The organism is Hyphomicrobium sp., from assembly GCF_041674905.1.
Lineage (GTDB): Bacteria > Pseudomonadota > Alphaproteobacteria > Rhizobiales > Hyphomicrobiaceae > Hyphomicrobium_B.
In genome coordinates, this window is record NZ_JBAYUV010000014.1 from 40,766 (window position 1) to 58,056 (window position 17,291).

Below are 17,291 nucleotides of genomic sequence, written 5' to 3' on the forward strand. Positions count from 1 at the left end.
GATGCAGAGACTGAAGTTGTTGCTTTCCTTTATTGTTATGCTGACGCTGACGACGGCGGTTTCCGCCACCGAGCCGCCCAGCCATCTCGCGATGGTGCAGACGGCGCTCGATAAGCACATCATCCCGCATATCGAAGCTCTGAAGACCGCGGCGGAGGCGTTGCCACCTGCCGTCGAGGCCGTCTGCAAGACAGGTTCGCCAGAGGCGCGGCACGCGCTGGACGAGAAATTCGCTGCCACGGTCACGGCGTATGCGGGCGTTGATTTTCTGCGCTTCGGTCCCATGCTCGAAAAGGGGCGGCGCGAACAGATTTCCCTCTGGCCCGATCCGCGCGGCTTCGTCGGGCGGCAGCTTCGCATGCTGCTTCTGAGCAAGGATGAAAAGCTCGCCGAGCCCGGCGCACTTGCGAAGCAAAGCGCGGCGGTGCAGGGGCTGCCGGCGCTCGAATTGCTAATGCGCGACGCCGACGTTCCGCTGGGGCCGACGGAGCCTGCTCAGTTCCGTTGCGTGATGGCGCAGGCGATCGCGCGCAATATTGTGCGCGTGACGAGCAAAGTTTTCGAAGGTTGGACAAAGCCCGGCGGCTGGAAAGACAAGATGCTCAATCCGGGGCCGGACAACGACACCTATAAAAATGCGAGCGAGTCGGCCGTCGAAGTCGTGAAATCGTTTCTCGTCGGCATGTCTCAGACGGCGGATTTGCAATTGAAGCCGCAAGTCGATCCGAAAATCAGGCTGGCGCCGCCCTACAACAAGTCAGGGCTGCAAAAACAGTTTTATGCGGCGAGCATTGCCTCGCTGCATCAGCTCTACGACGCGGTACAGCTGGAAGCTTATCTCAAGCCGGACATGGCGTGGATGAAAGGCTGGTCGCAAGGAACGTGGCGGACGATCGAATCGGTCGACGGCGCGGGCGGGCGGGCGCCTCATGCGAAAAGAGCCGATACGCCGACCTCGCGTGAGGTCTTCGACCGGATGAACGGCATGCGCAACATTGTGGCCAATCGCTTATCGATAGCAGCGGGATTGACGATAGGATTCAATGAGCTTGACGGTGATTGATCGTAGATCGTTGTTGCTGGGCACGCTGGCGTTCGTCGGAGCGGCGTCGCACGGCAAGGCTTTCGCTTCGGTGGCGGATCGCGACATCGCCTATGTCGCGACAGCGCGAAAAGGCATGAAGGACTATTGCGTTCTTCTGCTCCGGGCCGACGGCTCGATCGTGCGCGAAGTTCCACTGACGGCGCGCGGACACGACATCGCCTATGATCACGCGTCAGGAAGGGTCGCCGTGTTCGCGCGGCGGCCAGGCGTGTTCGGCGTGGCGTTCGATATCGACAAGGCGACGCCGCCGCACATCTTCACGCCGGGCAAGGACCGTCATTATTACGGGCACGGCGGGTTCTCGCGAGACGGACGGCTGCTTTACACGTCGGAAGCGGATGTCGAGAGCGAGAGCGGCCTTATCGGAATCTATGATGTCGAGCGGGGATACAAGAAAATCGGCGAGCATCCGAGTTATGGGATCGGGCCGCACGAAATCATGCTGCTTGCCGACGGCAAGACGATCGCGGTCGGAAACGGCGGGCTCGATACGGTGCCCGACGCAGGACGCGAAAACCTGAATGTCGATACGATGGAGCCGTCGCTCGCTTTCGTGGACGCGGAAAGCGGCAAGCTCGTCGCCAAGCACGCGATGACGGGCGATCTCAAGTCGCTGTCGATCCGGCACGTGACGCAGGACAAGACCGGGCTCATCTGGTTCGGCGGACAATGGGAGGGCAGCCCGAGCGAGACGCCGCAGATCGTCGGCAGCGCTGGGCTCGATCGTGCGTTGAAGCTGGTCGACGCGCCGGGCGGCGGCATGGATTTGCGTGGCTATATCGGCGCGATGGCGGTCAGCAACGACGGACGCTTCATCGCGGCGAGCGCACCGAAGGCGGGGCACGTTCTCTACGTCGATTCCGAAACGGGGGCGGTCGTCGGCAAAAGCGATCTCAAGGACGTTTGCGGCCTGTCCTCGGAGGGTGAGCACAATTTCGCCGCGTCATCGGGTTTTGGCGTCATCCGCTACGAGACGGCGCAGGCGCGGGTGATTTCCGAGCATGCGCTTCAGGACATCGCCTTTGACAACCATTTGCGGCGGATTGCTTAAATTTTCAGGGTGGCCGCGCGTGGGCGCGGCGCCTACCGGCGGTTGCTACTCTGTCGCGATTGCGCTTTCGGCGCGTCGAGGCTAGAAGCGCGAAATGGCGAATTCCTCGGTCAATGTAAACGCGAAAGCTGACACGAAAATGCGACGTGCGGCGCATGGCGAAGGCGCGCCTGCGCCGAAGGTCGGCTTTGTGTCGCTCGGCTGCCCGAAGGCGCTGGTCGATAGCGAGCGGATCATCACCAAGCTCCGGGCCGAAGGCTACATGATCGCGCGCGATTATGAGGGCGCGGATGTCGTCGTCGTCAACACATGCGGGTTTCTCGATTCGGCGAAGAAGGAAAGCCTCGACGCGATCGGCGAAGCCATGAACGCGAACGGCCGCGTGATCGTCACCGGCTGCTTCGGCGTTGAGGAAAACCGCATTCGCGACGCGCATCCGGGCGTGCTCGCGGTCACCGGTCCGCATCAATACGAACAGGTGGTCGAGGCGGTTCACGATGCCGTGCCGCCGCTGCACGATCCTTTCCTCGATCTCGTGCCGCCGGAAGGATTACGGCTGACGCCGCGCCATTACGCCTATCTGAAAATTTCGGAAGGCTGCAACAACCGCTGCTCGTTCTGCATCATCCCATCGTTGCGCGGTGATCTCGCGAGCCGGCCGTCGAACCACGTGATGAGTGAGGCGGAGCGCCTCGTGAATGCGGGGGTCAAGGAGCTGCTCGTCATCAGCCAGGATACGAGCGCCTACGGTCTTGATCTCAAATACGCCGAAAGCGCGTGGAAGGGCGCGCCGCTGAAAGCGCGGTTTCTCGATCTGTCGCGGGCGCTGGGGGATCTCGGCGTCTGGGTGCGGATGCATTACGTTTATCCCTATCCGCACGTCGACGACGTCATTCCGCTGATGGCCGATGGCAAGATCTTGCCATATCTCGATATCCCGTTTCAGCACGCGTCGCCCGCAGTGTTGAAGGCGATGCGGCGGCCGGCGGCGCAGGAGAAAACGGCGGAGCGCATCCGCCGCTGGCGCGAGGTCTGTCCCGATCTCGCGATTCGCTCGACGTTCATCGTCGGGTTTCCGGGCGAAACCGAAGAGGATTTCGCGTTTCTGCTCGACTGGCTGAAGGAGGCCGGGATCAATCGCGCCGGATGCTTCAAGTATGAGGCCGTCGAGGGTGCGAAGGCCAACGCCATCGACGGTGCGGTTCCCGATGAGGTGAAAGAGGAACGCTGGCATCGCTTCATGGCGGTGCAGAAGGACGTCAGCAGCGCGCAGCTGGCGCGGAAAGTCGGTCAGACGATCGACGTTCTGGTCGACGAAGTCGACGAAGACGGCGCCATCGGCCGTTCGAAATGGGATGCGCCGGAGATCGACGGCAATGTGTTTCTGAACGGCGAGCGGGACGTCAAAGCTGGCGACGTCGTGCGCGCCAAAGTCGTCGAGGCCGGAGACTACGATCTCTGGGCCGAACGCATTTCAGCAAACGCTTAGCTTCCCTCAAGCGGAAGGGCGCCCGACTCGTCAGGTTTTGCTTTGTCCTCCGGCTCGACGTGGATGACCACTTCCGAGCCTTTGATCGCCGTTTCGATGGCGTTTTCGAGGCGATCGCAGATGGCGTGTGCCTCTTCGACCGTCATCGTTCCCGGGACGATCAGGTGAAATTCGATGAAGAGCGCGCGTCCGGCCTGCCGGGTCCGGATATCATGGGCTTCGAGCGCGCCGCTGCCGTTGGCCTCGATGACCTGACGGATACGATGCTCAATTTCGGGGCTGGCCGCCTCGTCGAGCAAGCCAGACATCGATTTGACCGCGATGCGGTAGCCCATCCATAGAATATTCAGCGCAACGACTGCGGCGATCAGCGGATCGAGAATGTGCCAGCCCGTGAGGATGGCGACAGTCAGGCCGATGACAACGCCTACCGAGGTGATGACGTCAGTATAAAGATGGAGCCCGTCGGCGATGAGCGCGGGGGAGCGCCATAACCGGCCGCGATTGATCAGCAGCCATGCCCAGGCTCCGTTGAGGATCGAGGCAACGATGTTGAGCCCGATGCCAAGGGCCGATTGCTCGAACTTGACGCCTTCAATCAGAGCGCTTCGCGCCTTGAGCAAAATGAGCACCGCCGCGACGGCAATCATAGCGCCCTCGAACATCGCGGCTAGAAACTCTGCCTTGTGGTGGCCGTAGGGGTGATCGGAATCCGGAGGCTTCGCACTCAGGCGGATCGCCGCGAAGGCCGTCACGGCTGTCATGACGTTGACGACGCTTTCGAGCGCGTCGGAGAAGAGCGCAACGGAGCCCGACACCAGATAGGCAAGATATTTTATGACGATGACGACAAGCGCGACGGCGATATTTATCGCTGCGAGGCGTTTGATCTTCGACGCTTGCAAGTCTGTCTCCGAAAACATGCCCATCCGTTTTTCTGCGTGGTGGCCGGGCCGGTTGCCAACCTTTCAGGCCATCGCCATCAAAAATGAGGATGAGCGGGCAAAGACCCGTCTTATCCACATAGCTCAAGGGGCGGCGTCTCGCCCATAGCGGCCGAATCTGTTGCTGACAATAGCGGGGTTAAAGTTTGCCGGGCTGACTGAGCCGGCTTTGAGAGTTTTGGGGGTCGTCATGGCCAATTTTACGACGCACATCGCGGTTGGAACCGTCGTCTCAGGGGCACTTGCGACATTGACGCTCGCGGCCAACGTCGTGGCGCCGGAAAACCTCGTCGCGGTGACAATGGCCGGCGTTCTGGGCTCCGTCCTCCCCGACATCGACCTCAAGGATTCACGGCCGAGCCGGGCCATGTTCGCGGGGCTCGCCATTTTCTTTTCGTTTGCAGTGCTGTTCAACGCGGCGACGAAATTCTCCATCGCGGAGCTTTGGATTCTCTGGCTCGGGACGCTGCTGCTGGTGCGCTACGGGCTGCATTCAGTGTTTCATCGGCTTTCCGTGCATCGCGGCATCTGGCATTCGATCCTTGCCGCCGTTTTTTGCGCGGTCACGACGGCGGTTGTTTTCCAGCATCTGCTGAACAAACCAGAGGGCGTCGCCTGGCTCGGCGGAGCGTTCATGTTCCTCGGCTATCTCACGCATCTGACGCTCGACGAGATGTATTCGGTCGACGTCATGGATACGCGGCTCAAAGCATCGTTCGGCACGGCGCTGAAATTCATCGATCGGCGCCATTTCTATTCGTCGCTTGCGATGGCGGCGGCCACGTTTGGCGCCATCCTCCTTTCACCGTCGACGGCAACGTTCGTCGATGGGCTGGCGTCGCGCAGCCTTTGGAGCGGTCTCGAGCAGCGGCTTTTGCCCCCGCACAAATGGTTCGGTCTCGTCGAGACGCCGCGTTTCGCGCGGCGGCATGACGGCGACACGAGCTCGGGCGTGGTGACGGGCTCCGTCGGCCAAGCTCCGTCGGATGCTTCTCCAGTCGCGGCGTCGCCTGTGGAAGTGCAAGAAAATGCCACCGAAACGGCAGCTCCGGCGCCGGTTCCGGCAACGAGGGTGACGCCGAGCGACGCGGATCAGCCTGCGGCTAGCGTTCCGAGCGCGACCGCAAGCCCCTGACGAAGTTGGACGTCAGTTCCTTGGCATAGACTTGAGCCGTCGCGGGCGTCAGATGCGCGCCTTTTTCGCTTGCCGCCACTGCCGAGATCCCATGCACGCCGGCGAACAAGGCCCGAGCCGTCGTATCAAGTTCCTCGTGTGTGGCTTTGGGCGCAAGCGGAGCCAACGCCTTGCGCACGGTGCATGCAAGGTTATCGAGGTGCTCGTGAAAGGGTGGAGGCACCCTGTTGGGGCCGGTCACGCTGTGCGCGAAAAGCAGGTTCCACATGCGCTTATTCTCGAGCGCAAATTCGATATAGGCATGGGTCAGCGCATCGACGTTCTCTTCGCCGTTCTCTCCAAGCGGCACGGTCTTCAGGTGGTCTGCAATTCGACTGAGGAGTTGCACCTGGAGCGTCAACAGGATGTCGTCGAGGTTCTCGAAGATATTGTACAACGTACCGGGCGAATACCCGATCACGCGCGCGATCTCTCGTGCGGATAGACCCGAAATGCCGTTGGTCTCAACGATTGAACGGGAGGCGTCCAGGATGAGTTGGCGGAGTTCCTCCGGGGAATGAACCGCTCTCCGTCCCACTGCGAGTCCTCGCCTGTGTTCAGTTTATTTTCTGGAATGTCTATCTTCGCGGATGGCGCAGTATAATTCGGTATCCAAATACGGCCGGAAACCTATTCTGAATGGAAGCATATCTATCAAGTGCGGATAGCGCCGTCTACGTTCTCCTATTATAGGAGCCCAGGTTCACAATGCTTGCTGTTATTGGGCTGAGGCGGGAATGATTTTCTATTTTTCCCGCAAGCGCCAATCGATTTTGGCTCAACCTGAACCTGGCGGGCACTTCGTGTTCAGTTTTTCCTGGGCAAAGTAGACCGCTCCCCAGCGTGGGGCGAACGACATCGTATCCGTCCACTCCATCGATTGGTTGATGCCAGGTATAATGTTCAGAAGCGGTTCATAGGCATATTTGGCCTCGATGACGATCGCGGCGTCGCCTTTCGATATCATGTTCTTGTCGGGCATCGATTTTGTATCGCCGCAACTTTTGAGGCCCATGTTGTGATAGGACCATGACCATTCGACCTTGGTCACGCTCGCATCGCTGGGTGACGCTCGGAGTTGAGTGACGGCGATTTGCAACGGCGTCGCGCTAAAGGGGGTCATTGTATGTTCGGCGGAAACCAGCATGCCGTTGAGCGCGATGTTGGCTGAGGACACTGACGATCCGATTTGCTTTTCGCGTGAGACGAGATCGCCGACCATGGCTGTCGCGCGCTGAAAGCGTTTGTGGGCCACCAAAGCGCGCGATACTTCGAACGTGCCGAATGTCATCAAAATCAGAAGCGGCGCGAGAAAAGCGAATTCGACGGCGGCGATAGCGTTCGTGTCGGCTGCGAACGCGCGGATGCAGATTTTAATCCGCGTGCCAAGTATGGTCGGCGACGGCATTGTTTCAGCTTTCGGGATATGGTTCGCTTCGGAATGCTGTTGCCGATTGCAACATCATCGAGCCGTTGGACATATTGCCCAATTTGATGAGCGGCAATTTTGAAGTGAAATTCCAAGTATAGCACGCGGTCACGATGACGACATCGCTAGCGGCACCCGAGTAGATCGCGATCAGGTCGGTTCCAGGTGCTGAGTTTGTCAAAGGCACGCCGTTGGCGTCAACGCAGGGTTTCGGTCTGTACGGTGTGCATTTGCCGCCTCCGTCGGGCGATAACGATTCCCAGCTGTCGCAGTGAACCGTATCGATCTGCAGTTGTTTGCAGTCGATCCATGATCCGGCGCCATCGCAGATGCTTTGCTTGAACTGATTCACCGTCATCCTTTTTGTGACGGCTTCGCCTGTTCGGATCAGCCTGCTGGTCTGATCCATCCCTTTTTCGAGAGAATTCGAGATGAAGAAATAAATCGCGCAGCCAATGAAGCCCAATATGAACATGAGAAAGGGAATGGCAACGCTGGAGAATTCCAGAGCGGTCGATCCCCGGTCGTCCACTTTCCATCGCCGAAGCAGGCGATTGCACAGTAATGGGCGGGGAACAAAACTAACGCTGCGTGTCGTGGGCATATTAATCTCGCGACCGTCGACCCTAACGGTCAATAGATAAATTAGCGCGTATTAAGGCGGTATTTATCGAGCGACTTTTTGTATTTGATGGTTGAACAAAAGTGAAAGCTGACGAATATCTCGCCGGTCTCGGCCTTGGCAGTGACCGGTTTCCAGGCCGGATCGGTCGTTACTGCTGGCCGTTGCCGCTGCTGCCGGAATCGGACGAGCCTTCGGAGAACTTCGTCTTCTGGCTATTGGCCGTCTGGACGGCACTGAAGAAGTCCTTGTCGTCGCCAATCGTCAGTGTTGGCTCGCAGTTCGGTGTGCACGCGTAGGTGAAGCGCGTGCTGCCTTTGTGCAGATTGACAGTTTTGCTGTCGTCGCGTTCGACCATGATACGCTGATCTTGGATGACGTTGTGCGCGGCATCGAGCGCGATGACGTTCGTAATGCCGAACGTCTTGCCGGTGACAATCAGCAAATTTCCATCTTGCAGCGTCACGTCGGCGATCGACGGGTTGCCGACGATGACCTCGCTCGCGGGGCGGGGAAGATGCAGTAGTTGTGATTGATCATAGCGAACGATCAAGTCGGCGGCCGTGGCGCCAACTGTCGAGAGAGCGGACATCGCCGCGACCAACCCGATGCGTATGATGCAGAAGGCGCGCGGCGGCGCGAATTTTTCTATTCCACTGTGCATCCGGCGCAGCCCTTGCAAAATTCACGATCCAATAAAGCTCATCAAATGGTGAAGGAATTGGAAACGGGCGTTCCGATCTGCGGCATCGTCGGGTTGCCGCGTTGGAACAGCGCCCGGTTGGATGGGGCTGGTGGTTAATCCAGACACTGACAAAATCTGTCGCCGAAAGCTCGCTCGGCCAGAGGAGTGAAAACACGGGAAGATATTCCCCGGTCCCAGGGTGGCGACGGGATCGCACGAGCAGGCCATTTTGTTGTTGAAGATTTGTGGATATACTTGCGTAAGTATAGTATTAACTTATATTTCCACGTCTTATTTGTGTGAGTTTGCGAAAGATTATGTAAAATACCAAAATATGCGGCGTTTTATTCTTGGTGACTTGTGTGGTAAACATTGGATAATTTTTGTTTATCCGCCGGTCGTCTGTGTCTGAGCGCGTTTTACCTGACTTTAATTTTTCCGATCTACATTCTGCAATAGTTCAGAGGTGAGGACATCCTCTCCCGAGGAACGGGATCGATAAAAGTATCAGCGTAGATCGGAACAAACCAATGAACATGATTTCGCGTTTCATGAACGATGAGTCGGGTGCAACGGCCATCGAATACGGCTTGATCGCCGCTCTCATCGGCGTCGCCCTTATTACCGTTCTCGGCTCTGTTGCCTCCAGCCTCAGCGGCACCTTCACAAAGGTTTCGACCGAGCTGGATAAAGCCAGCCAATAAGCGCTTTTAGCGCTGGCTTATTGCCAGACTGCATTTAGCGCGCTCGGAGACGAGTTCTTCGAGCGCGCTTTTTTCATAAGGGTCTCTGCAATGCCGCAGTCCAGCCTCCGTGATTTCGCAAACGACGAGAGCGGGGCGACCTCCATCGAATACGCGCTCATCGCGAGTATCGTCAGCCTAGTGATTATTGGCGGGCTAACGGGAGTCAAGGCAGCCCTTATCGGCATCTTCGACTCGGTCGTGGCCGGGTTCGACAAAGCCAAATAATCGAGCGGCGGCGAGTGTCAGCGCCGTTAGGCCGGCCTTTACCGAGTTGCGTCATATTCCGTCAGCGGTCGTACTTCTCGGGCAGGTGAATAATGTCGGTGCTGACTTTTCTTCTCGTGGCGATCTTTCCGATTGCGATGGCGTTTGCCGCGGCAAACGACCTTTTCACGATGAGAATTCCCAATGTTATCTCGATCGCGCTGATCGGTGGCTTCGTCGCGCTGGTGCTCCTGACGCAGATGCCACTCGAGACCTTTGGACTCCACGTCATCTGTGCGCTTGGTGTGCTGCTTCTCACGTTCGCGCTGTTTGCCTTCAATCTGCTTGGCGGCGGCGACGCTAAATTAATGGCGGCTGGCGCGCTCTGGATGGGCTCCGGCCAAATTCTCCCCTTCATTGTCCTTACGACGATGTTCGGCGGCATCCTCTGTCTTGTGATTTTAAGCTATCGCCGTATGGTGCCGGCCGATGTTTGGCCGCTGCCCGGGTGGGCGCAGCGTCTGCACACCGTGGGCGGGCCGGTGCCCTACGGCATCGCGATTGCGGCGTCGGGGCTCATGGTTTTTCCCTCGACGGAATTGTTCCGGATGCTGATGATCTGATGCGGAGTCGTTGCCGGATCGCGTGGTCGATGCCGACGCATTGATGCTGCAACCGTTGCCAGCGAACACCTTTATGAAACGGCAATTAACCTCACATTGACGTTTGTCCGACAGTATCGGCCGGAGTGCGAACTCTAGCTGAAGGATTTGCGGCGCAATGAAGCGGGCACAACTTGTCGGTTTCTCCGTAGCGTTTGCTGCGGCGGCGCTCGCTTACTACATCGCAAGCGCATTTATGACGCCGCCAAAGCCGGTGACGGTCGAGAAGCAGGTCGACAGCACCGAGGTGCTGGTTGCGGCCTCCGACATTTCTGTCGGCCAGATTGTCAGCGATGGCAATTTCCACTGGGTTTCGTGGCCTGACAGCGCGATCACGCCCGATTACGTGGCGAAGACCAATAGCGGCCCTAACAAGATTCACGAGTTTTCGGGATCGGTTGCGCGCTCGGCTATTCTTTCGGGCGAACCCATTACAACGCAGAAGCTGATCAAGGCAGGCCAGGGTGGCGTGCTCGCCGCGATCCTGCCGCAAGGCATGCGCGCCATTTCCACCAAGATCAGGGCCGAGACGGCGGCGGGCAGTCTCATTCTTCCGAACGACCATGTCGACGTTATCCTCATCCGTCATGTCCGCGGCCGCAGCGGGCAGGACGAGACCGTTGCCGACACTCTGTTCCGGAACGTGCGCGTCATGGCCATCGGTCAACAGATCGAAACCAAGGACGGCAAGAAATCGTCTGACGTTTCCGCCTCCACCGCGACGCTGGAGTTGACGCCGAAGCAGGCGGAAATGATGGCGCTCGCGAATTCGATGGGTGAGATCACCCTTTCCTTGCGAAGCGTCGCAGATTTGAGCTCCGATCCCGAGCGGGCAGGCGGTCTTGATTTGCACAAGCCGCAAAGCAATTCGGTGCGTGTTGTTCGTTACGGTGCGAAGTCGCGTGTGTATGGCGTGAACTGAGTTGGTCAGTCAGTGGTCGTCATAAAGGCGGGAAGCTCATGCGATTTGAAATTGGATTTCCATGGCGCGCGGCCGCACGCGCGTTCATGGTTTTCTCTGCCATTATGCTGGCATCTGGTGTGCCAACGTCGGCGCAGCCGCGTTCGGCCGACCGGCTTTCGGCGCGCGCTGACAGAGGTGATCCGGAGCTCAGCAAGAACACGCAATCCATCGTCCGGATTTCGGAAGCCGAAGGCTTGCCGGTTCGCAAGAGCATCAAGATCGGGCTCGGAAAATCCGTCCTCATCGAATTTCCGAACGGCGTGCGCGATGTGATGGCTTCAAATCCGGCCGTTGTCGATGCGGTCGTTCTCAGCTCGAATCGCGTGTTTCTTCTCGGAAAGGCGCCGGGACAATCGAACGCGTTCTTCTTCTCGAACAAAGGTGAGCAGCTCGCACTTATCGAACTCAACGTCGATCAGGAAGGCGACGGGCTGGAATCGCTTTTGCGCCGGGTCATTCCGGGTTCCGATATCAAAGTCGAAACGCTCAATCAGACCGTGATCCTGACCGGGCACGTAAAAAGTCCGTCGGATTCGGCGCGCGCGGCAAGAATATCGGCTCAGTTCATGAGCCAGATGATTGCGAGCTGGGCGTCCAATGTGAGCCTTTCGGCCGGCTCAGGCAGCTCGCAAGCGCCGCGGCAGAGCGACGTCAAGGATGCCGACGACGTCAAATCCGTCATCAATCTTCTGATGGTGGAAGCCGAAGAGCAGGTGATGCTCAAGGTGACGGTCGCCGAGGTCAAGCGCACGCTGTTGAAGCAGCTCGGTGTCAACCTTGGAGGCATGCTGCAATCGGGCAGCTTCTCGACGACGCTGCTAACTGCCAATTCGTTTCCCATAACGGAAGCGCAAAGTCTCGGAACGCTTCCCACCTTTGGTATCGGAACGGCGGCAAGTGCGGCTTGCGCGGTCGGTCAGGTGTGCGCGTTCAATCCGGGTCCGGCAGCGGGCGCGTTCGGTAACAGCGGTTTGGTGTCAGGCTGGGGAAACAGCAAAAATAATATTCAGCAGGCCATTCGTGCGTTAGAGCGCGACGGTCTGATCAAGACCTTGGCGGAACCCAATCTCACTGCAATCTCGGGCGAGCCTGCCGAATTTCTCGCGGGCGGTGAAGTTCCCTACGTCACCGGTATCGATACGCAGACCGGCGTCAGCGCCGTCGCGTTCAAGAAGTTCGGCGTGCAGCTCAGTTTCACGCCGGTTGTTCTGACCGAAGGCCGGATCAGCCTTAAGATCGATACGAGCGTTAGTGACATCGCGGGATATGTATCTAACAATCCGATGTTCGACACGCGGCAAGCGAAGACCGTCGTCGAGCTTCCTTCCGGCGGATCGCTGGCGCTGGCCGGCTTGATCTCCACCAAGACGCAGCAAAACATCGATGGGCTTCCCGGCGCCAAGGATATTCCGATCCTCGGCACGCTGTTCCGCAGCCGCGACTTTCAAAACGACGAGTCCGAGCTGGTGGTCATCGTGACGCCGTATCTCGTGCAGCCCGTCGCGCGCCAGCAGCTCTCGGCACCGACCGATGGGCTCTATCCCGCGACCGATCTCAAAGCGGATTTTCTCGGCCATCTCAATCGCATCTACGGAAAAAGCGAAGTTCAGCCGTCGGGCGGTCTGAAGGGCGACTACGGATTCATCGTCGAATAATCGGTTCCGGAGACAAATTATGCAGATGCCAAAGACTAGCCTCCGCGGACCGGCAAAGACGCGGTGCGGTTTCACCAGACTTCTCATTATCGCCTGTCTGCCAATCGCGATGGCGGGGTGTGAGCATGATCGCGCGGGTCCGCAAGTTGCGGGCTGGCAGTTGATCGATCCCGAGCAGCGCCATCCGATTCTCGTTTCACAGCAGCCGGCCGTTCTCAATCTCCATGTTGCCGCCGGTTCCGAAGGTCTGACACCGTCACAGCGCGGTCGCTTGATGGACTTCATCGATCGTCAGAGAGTGAACGATGCGGGCAATAGCCGCTTCGTCATCTCGGCGCCCGCAGGGTCGGCCAACGAGGGCGCGGCCATGGATGCGGCCAGCGATGCGCGGCGTCTGATGCTTGGCGGCGGATATTCCGAAACCGCGATTTCCAGCGAAGCTTATCATGCGACCGGACGCGATGCGCCCTTGCGCATTTCATATTTGCGCTACGTCGCGGAAGGACCGGAATGCGGGCGTGACTGGTCGGAGAATTTGGCGCGCACGTATCAGAACACGCCTTATCCCAATTTCGGCTGCTCCTCGCAGCGCAATCTGGCGGCGATGGTTTCCAATCCTGCCGATCTTCTTGGTCCTCGCACCATGACGCCGAGCGACGCCAATCGTCGTACCAAGACGTATGAGAAGTACGTGAAGGGCGAGACGATCGGTGCGTCGGCTGAATCAGTGACGATCCTGAAACCTATCAGCAATTGATTTTTTTGGAGACGAAATGTCCCAGCATACTCAAGCTGCGCCTGACTTCGATCCAGGGTTTTCCGAGAATGGAGAACGGCAGGAATTATATTCAAGCGATCGCGCGCGCCCCGTGCCGCGGATTTCGATCCAGGCATTCTGTGACGACGTGAGCGTTGCGAATACCATTCAATATGCCGCCGAGGACCGGCGCTTGGCCAAGGCGCATGTCAGCGTGCACATGGGCGGTATCGCTGCCGCCATTTCGCATTACGTCGACAGTCCGACGCCGAACCTCATCATTCTCGATTGCGCGCTCGACAGCGGTTCGCTTCTCGCCGACCTCGACAGGTTGGCGGAAAGCTGCGATCCCGGGACCAAGGTTGTCGTCATCGGACGTCAAAACGACGTCATGCTTTATCGCGAGCTGTTGAAGCGGGGCGTCGGCGAGTATCTCGTTGCGCCGGTCGATCCGCTGGCGGTGATGGAGAGCATTTCCAATCTCTACAACAATCCGGACACCGATCCGGTCGGTCATGTCTTTGCCTTTGTCGGCGCCAAGGGCGGCGTCGGCTCGTCGACGATTTGCCACAACGTCGGCTGGACGATGTCGGAGGTCTTGAAGACCGACGTTGCTATCGCCGATCTCGATCTTGCGTTCGGCACAACCGGGCTCGACTTCAACCAGGATCCCGTGCAGGGCATTGCGGAAGCACTTGCCGCGCCGGAGCGTCTCGACGATCAGCTTCTCGATCGCCTGATGACCAAATGCTCCGAGCATCTGTCGATCTTCGCAGCGCCGGTCGTCATCGATCGCGATTACGAGATATCGCCCGAGGCCTGCGACACCGTTCTCGATATCGTGCGCCAGAACGTGCCATTGGTGGCTGTAGACTTGCCGCACGGCTGGTCGCCTTGGTCGAAGCGCGTGCTTCTGCATGCCGATCATGTGGTGATCACGGTTGTGCCGGATCTCGCGAATCTCAGGAACGCCAAGAACATTGTCGATTTGCTGCGGACGTCGCGGAAGAACGACAACAAGCCGATGCTGATTCTCAATATGGCCAACATGCCGAAGCGGCAGGAAATCACGCTCAAGGAGTTTGAGCAGGCGCTTGATGCGAAGGTGATGGCCGTTATCGACTACGATCCCGAAGCATTCAGCCAGGCATCCAACAACGGTCAGATGCTGGAAGAATTCAGTCCCAAAGCGAAGGCGGTGGAGAAATTCCACGACATCGCGATGAAGATCACGGGACGCAAGGAAGCCAAGGCCGAGAAGCGGTCGGCATTGGCCGCAATCGGGCCTCTGATCGAGAAGCTGAAATTAAAGCGCTGAGGACTTCACCATGTTCGGTAGGCGTTCAAATGACCCTGTGCCCCCCAAAAGGAGCGATCCGCAGGCCGTGCCGATGGCGCCGGCTGCCGCCCCGCCGGAGATGAAGGCGCCGCCGCAATCGCGCCAGGCGGCGCCAGCGGCTCCGCGTCCGGAGCCCGCCGTGGAAGTGCAGCGGCGGCATTCCGAAGAATACTACGATGTCAAAACGACAGTCTTCAACGCGCTGATCGATACGATCGACCTGACGCAGCTCGCCAAGCTCGACGCCGTGGCGGCGCGAGAAGAGATCCGCGACATCGTCAGCGAGATCATCCAGGTCAAGAATGTCGTCATGTCGATCGCGGAGCAGGAAGAGCTCCTCGAAGACATCTGCAACGACGTGCTTGGTTACGGACCGCTCGAGCCGCTGTTGGCGCGCGACGACATCGCCGACATCATGGTCAACGGGGCTTCGACGACGTTCATCGAAGTCAACGGCAAGGTGCAGAAGACGAGCGTGCGCTTCGCCGACAATCAGCAGCTGATGAATATCTGTCAGCGCATCGTCAGTCAGGTCGGCCGTCGGGTGGACGAATCGAGTCCGATCTGCGACGCGCGCCTTCCCGACGGTTCGCGCGTCAACGTCATCGCGCCGCCGCTTGCCATCGACGGGCCGGCGCTCACCATCCGAAAGTTCAAGAAGGATCGGCTGAAGCTCGAGCAGCTCGTCAAGTTCGGTTCGATCACGCCGGAAGCGAAGACCGTACTCGAGATCATCGGGCGCGTCCGGTGCAACGTCCTTATTTCCGGAGGTACGGGCTCCGGAAAGACGACGCTGCTCAATTGCCTGACGGGCTCGATCGACAACGATGAGCGCATCATAACGTGCGAAGACTCGGCCGAGCTTCAGCTGCAGCAGCCGCATGTCGTGCGTCTCGAGACGCGTCCGCCGAACATCGAAGGCGAAGGCGAGATCCGGATGCGCGATCTGATCAAGAACTGCCTTCGTATGCGTCCGGAGCGGATCATCGTCGGCGAAGTGCGCGGACCGGAAGCGTTCGATCTTTTGCAGGCGATGAATACAGGCCATGACGGATCGATGGGCACGCTGCACGCCAACAGCCCGCGGGAAGCGCTGAGCCGTCTCGAATCTATGATCATGCAGGGTGGCTATGCCCTGCCGATAAAGACCATTCGCGAAATGATCTGCGGGTCGATCGACGTGATCGTGCAGGCATCGCGTTTGCGCGACGGGTCGCGCAAGATCACGCACATCACCGAAGTGCTCGGTATGGAAGAAGAAACGATCACGCTGCAAAATCTGCTGGTGTTCGAGATCACCGGTGAAGATGCGCACGGAAAAATCGCCGGGCGCCATCGCTCGACGGGCATCGCGCGGCCACGTTTCTGGGAGCGCGCGGAATACTACAACGAGACGGAACGTCTGGCGCTGGCGCTAGCGGCGGCGGAAGTCGACGACGATCTCGGGAATTCGAGTGATCGTCATGGTTGATCATGAGCTATTGAGTTTTATCGTTCCGCTGCTGGCGGCGCTGGCGTTCGCAGGCGGCGTCTACGCGCTCGCATATCCCTATTTCGCCGCCGACCGGCAGAAGGACCGGCGTCTCGAAAGCGTTTCGGGTCGCGGCCGGAAGGGCGGGGGGGCCTTGGCGGAGATTCAAAGCAGCCGCAAGAAGTCCGTCGCCGATACGCTGAAAGAGATGGACGATCGGCAGAAGGCCAAAGAGAAAATCACGATGGGCCTGCGCTTGGAACGCGCAGGCGTGAAGCGGTCGCCGCGCGATTTCTATATTATCAGCGCGACCGTCGGTATCGTGCTTGGCGGGCTTTGCTTCAATTTTCTTGGTTTGCCGATCGCCGCAACCGTCGTTGCACTGTTCGTCGGCGGCTTTGGAATTCCGCGGTGGGTGCTCGCCAAGATGACGAAGCGCCGGCAGGCCAAATTTTCGTCCCACCTTGCGAATGCGATCGACGTTGTCGTGCGCGGCGTTAAATCAGGGCTTCCGCTCAATGAATGCTTGCAGGTCATCGCGCGCGAGAGTCCGGAACCGCTTGCGGGCGAATTCCGCAGCGTCATGGAACAGCAGCGGCTGGGCGTTCCGCTCGGCGATGCGCTGGATCGCATGCACGACCGGATGCCGCTCGCCGAGGTGCGCTTCCTGACGATCGTCATCGCCATCCAGCAGCAGGCCGGTGGCAACTTGTCGGAAGCGCTCGGAAATCTTTCAGGCGTTCTGCGCGATCGCCAGATGCTGGCGCTGAAGGTGAAGGCGTTGTCGGCCGAAGCCAAGGCATCGGCGATGGTGCTTGCGTCCTTGCCGCCGGGGGTCATGTTCATGGTCTACATGTCGTCGCCCGGCTACATGACGCCGTTGTTCACGACGACGCCGGGCCGGTTCATGGTCGCGCTCGGCGCGACGTGGATGACGATCGGAGTCCTTGTCATGAAGAAAATGATCAACTTCAAATTCTAGGCTGAACATTCA

18 protein-coding genes are annotated in these 17,291 nt (G+C 59.0%); 13 read left to right on the forward strand and 5 right to left on the reverse strand.

Annotation, left to right across the window (positions count from 1 at the left end; all coding sequences use genetic code 11):
* Positions 1–19 precede the first annotated feature (19 nt).
* From WC026_RS08175 to rimO, 3 genes are all read left to right on the forward strand, one after another.
* Entirely contained in the window at positions 20–1,063 is a 1,044-nt protein-coding gene (locus WC026_RS08175) for an imelysin family protein (RefSeq protein ID WP_372710351.1), read from the forward strand.
* Positions 1,044–2,156 (forward strand): DUF1513 domain-containing protein, encoded by a 1,113-nt coding sequence (locus WC026_RS08180; RefSeq protein WP_372710352.1) that lies wholly within the window; start codon positions 1,044–1,046, stop codon positions 2,154–2,156. The genes WC026_RS08175 and WC026_RS08180 overlap by 20 nt, the downstream gene beginning before the upstream one ends.
* 139 nt (positions 2,157–2,295) lie before the next feature.
* A complete protein-coding gene (gene rimO / locus WC026_RS08185) occupies positions 2,296–3,645 on the forward strand; it encodes a 30S ribosomal protein S12 methylthiotransferase RimO (RefSeq protein ID WP_372710389.1) in 1,350 nt (449 codons plus the stop codon).
* Here the strand turns inward: rimO and WC026_RS08190 are convergent.
* The gene (locus tag WC026_RS08190; protein ID WP_372710353.1) at positions 3,642–4,568 is read right to left on the reverse strand and encodes a cation diffusion facilitator family transporter; all 927 of its coding nucleotides are present in this window, start codon (positions 4,566–4,568) and stop codon (positions 3,642–3,644) included. The two genes, rimO and WC026_RS08190, sit on opposite strands and share 4 nt — an antisense overlap.
* A 211-nt stretch (positions 4,569–4,779) precedes the next feature.
* Here WC026_RS08190 and WC026_RS08195 point away from each other — a divergent pair, with 211 nt between their 5' ends.
* On the forward strand, positions 4,780–5,724 hold the full coding sequence (locus WC026_RS08195) for a metal-dependent hydrolase (protein ID WP_372710354.1): 945 nt from the start codon (positions 4,780–4,782) through the stop codon (positions 5,722–5,724).
* On the opposite strand, the gene WC026_RS08200 is transcribed toward WC026_RS08195, so the two are convergent.
* The 4 genes from WC026_RS08200 to WC026_RS08215 all read right to left on the reverse strand — a co-directional run bounded on the left by WC026_RS08200 (position 5,693) and on the right by WC026_RS08215 (position 8,478).
* Complete coding sequence (locus tag WC026_RS08200) at positions 5,693–6,301, reverse strand: TetR/AcrR family transcriptional regulator (RefSeq protein ID WP_372710356.1); 609 nt, start codon at positions 6,299–6,301, stop codon at positions 5,693–5,695. The genes WC026_RS08195 and WC026_RS08200 overlap by 32 nt on opposite strands.
* A 240-nt stretch (positions 6,302–6,541) precedes the next feature.
* Positions 6,542–7,171, reverse strand: coding sequence for a TadE/TadG family type IV pilus assembly protein (locus WC026_RS08205; RefSeq protein WP_372710357.1), 630 nt, complete (start codon positions 7,169–7,171; stop codon positions 6,542–6,544).
* A gap of 4 nt (positions 7,172–7,175) precedes the next feature.
* A complete protein-coding gene (locus tag WC026_RS08210) occupies positions 7,176–7,796 on the reverse strand; it encodes a TadE/TadG family type IV pilus assembly protein (protein ID WP_372710359.1) in 621 nt (206 codons plus the stop codon).
* Between the two features lie 169 nt (positions 7,797–7,965).
* Positions 7,966–8,478 (reverse strand): pilus assembly protein N-terminal domain-containing protein, encoded by a 513-nt coding sequence (locus WC026_RS08215; protein ID WP_372710360.1) that lies wholly within the window; start codon positions 8,476–8,478, stop codon positions 7,966–7,968.
* 551 nt (positions 8,479–9,029) lie between these two features.
* On the opposite strand from WC026_RS08215, the gene WC026_RS08220 reads away from it, so the two are divergent.
* The 9 genes from WC026_RS08220 to WC026_RS08260 all read left to right on the forward strand — a co-directional run bounded on the left by WC026_RS08220 (position 9,030) and on the right by WC026_RS08260 (position 17,279).
* Entirely contained in the window at positions 9,030–9,203 is a 174-nt protein-coding gene (locus WC026_RS08220) for a Flp family type IVb pilin (protein ID WP_372710361.1), read from the forward strand.
* 90 nt (positions 9,204–9,293) lie between these two features.
* Positions 9,294–9,470, forward strand: coding sequence for a Flp family type IVb pilin (locus tag WC026_RS08225; protein ID WP_372710362.1), 177 nt, complete (start codon positions 9,294–9,296; stop codon positions 9,468–9,470).
* A gap of 92 nt (positions 9,471–9,562) precedes the next feature.
* Positions 9,563–10,072 (forward strand): prepilin peptidase, encoded by a 510-nt coding sequence (locus WC026_RS08230; protein WP_372710364.1) that lies wholly within the window; start codon positions 9,563–9,565, stop codon positions 10,070–10,072.
* Positions 10,073–10,229: 157 nt separating this feature from the next.
* The gene (cpaB, locus tag WC026_RS08235; RefSeq protein ID WP_372710365.1) at positions 10,230–11,033 is read left to right on the forward strand and encodes a Flp pilus assembly protein CpaB; all 804 of its coding nucleotides are present in this window, start codon (positions 10,230–10,232) and stop codon (positions 11,031–11,033) included.
* Between the two features lie 38 nt (positions 11,034–11,071).
* Positions 11,072–12,730, forward strand: coding sequence for a type II and III secretion system protein family protein (locus WC026_RS08240; protein WP_372710366.1), 1,659 nt, complete (start codon positions 11,072–11,074; stop codon positions 12,728–12,730).
* A 25-nt stretch (positions 12,731–12,755) separates the two neighbouring features.
* Entirely contained in the window at positions 12,756–13,487 is a 732-nt protein-coding gene (locus WC026_RS08245) for a CpaD family pilus assembly protein (RefSeq protein WP_372710367.1), read from the forward strand.
* A gap of 16 nt (positions 13,488–13,503) precedes the next feature.
* The gene (locus WC026_RS08250; protein WP_372710368.1) at positions 13,504–14,805 is read left to right on the forward strand and encodes a CpaE family protein; all 1,302 of its coding nucleotides are present in this window, start codon (positions 13,504–13,506) and stop codon (positions 14,803–14,805) included.
* A 10-nt stretch (positions 14,806–14,815) separates the two neighbouring features.
* The gene (locus tag WC026_RS08255; RefSeq protein ID WP_372710369.1) at positions 14,816–16,297 is read left to right on the forward strand and encodes a CpaF family protein; all 1,482 of its coding nucleotides are present in this window, start codon (positions 14,816–14,818) and stop codon (positions 16,295–16,297) included.
* Positions 16,290–17,279: a type II secretion system F family protein gene (locus WC026_RS08260; protein WP_372710370.1), complete on the forward strand. Its 990-nt coding sequence runs from the start codon at positions 16,290–16,292 to the stop codon at positions 17,277–17,279. Before WC026_RS08255 ends, WC026_RS08260 begins: the two co-directional genes overlap by 8 nt.
* Positions 17,280–17,291: the final 12 nt, after the last annotated feature.

Bases quoted from the DNA above. Each gene is read 5' to 3' on its own strand.
- WC026_RS08195 (WP_372710354.1), top strand. From the start codon at position 4,780: ATGGCCAATTTTACGACGCACATCGCGGTTGGAACCGTCGTCTCAGGG.
- WC026_RS08215 (WP_372710360.1), bottom strand. From the start codon at position 8,478: ATGCACAGTGGAATAGAAAAATTCGCGCCGCCGCGCGCCTTCTGCATC.
- WC026_RS08250 (WP_372710368.1), top strand. From the start codon at position 13,504: ATGTCCCAGCATACTCAAGCTGCGCCTGACTTCGATCCAGGGTTTTCC.
- WC026_RS08240 (WP_372710366.1), top strand. From the start codon at position 11,072: ATGCGATTTGAAATTGGATTTCCATGGCGCGCGGCCGCACGCGCGTTC.
- WC026_RS08180 (WP_372710352.1), top strand. From the start codon at position 1,044: ATGAGCTTGACGGTGATTGATCGTAGATCGTTGTTGCTGGGCACGCTG.
- WC026_RS08245 (WP_372710367.1), top strand. From the start codon at position 12,756: ATGCCAAAGACTAGCCTCCGCGGACCGGCAAAGACGCGGTGCGGTTTC.
- WC026_RS08230 (WP_372710364.1), top strand. From the start codon at position 9,563: ATGTCGGTGCTGACTTTTCTTCTCGTGGCGATCTTTCCGATTGCGATG.
- WC026_RS08255 (WP_372710369.1), top strand. From the start codon at position 14,816: ATGTTCGGTAGGCGTTCAAATGACCCTGTGCCCCCCAAAAGGAGCGAT.
- rimO (WP_372710389.1), top strand. From the start codon at position 2,296: ATGCGACGTGCGGCGCATGGCGAAGGCGCGCCTGCGCCGAAGGTCGGC.
- WC026_RS08190 (WP_372710353.1), bottom strand. From the start codon at position 4,568: ATGTTTTCGGAGACAGACTTGCAAGCGTCGAAGATCAAACGCCTCGCA.
- WC026_RS08205 (WP_372710357.1), bottom strand. From the start codon at position 7,171: ATGCCGTCGCCGACCATACTTGGCACGCGGATTAAAATCTGCATCCGC.
- WC026_RS08260 (WP_372710370.1), top strand. From the start codon at position 16,290: ATGGTTGATCATGAGCTATTGAGTTTTATCGTTCCGCTGCTGGCGGCG.
- WC026_RS08220 (WP_372710361.1), top strand. From the start codon at position 9,030: ATGAACATGATTTCGCGTTTCATGAACGATGAGTCGGGTGCAACGGCC.
- cpaB (WP_372710365.1), top strand. From the start codon at position 10,230: ATGAAGCGGGCACAACTTGTCGGTTTCTCCGTAGCGTTTGCTGCGGCG.
- WC026_RS08225 (WP_372710362.1), top strand. From the start codon at position 9,294: ATGCCGCAGTCCAGCCTCCGTGATTTCGCAAACGACGAGAGCGGGGCG.
- WC026_RS08210 (WP_372710359.1), bottom strand. From the start codon at position 7,796: ATGCCCACGACACGCAGCGTTAGTTTTGTTCCCCGCCCATTACTGTGC.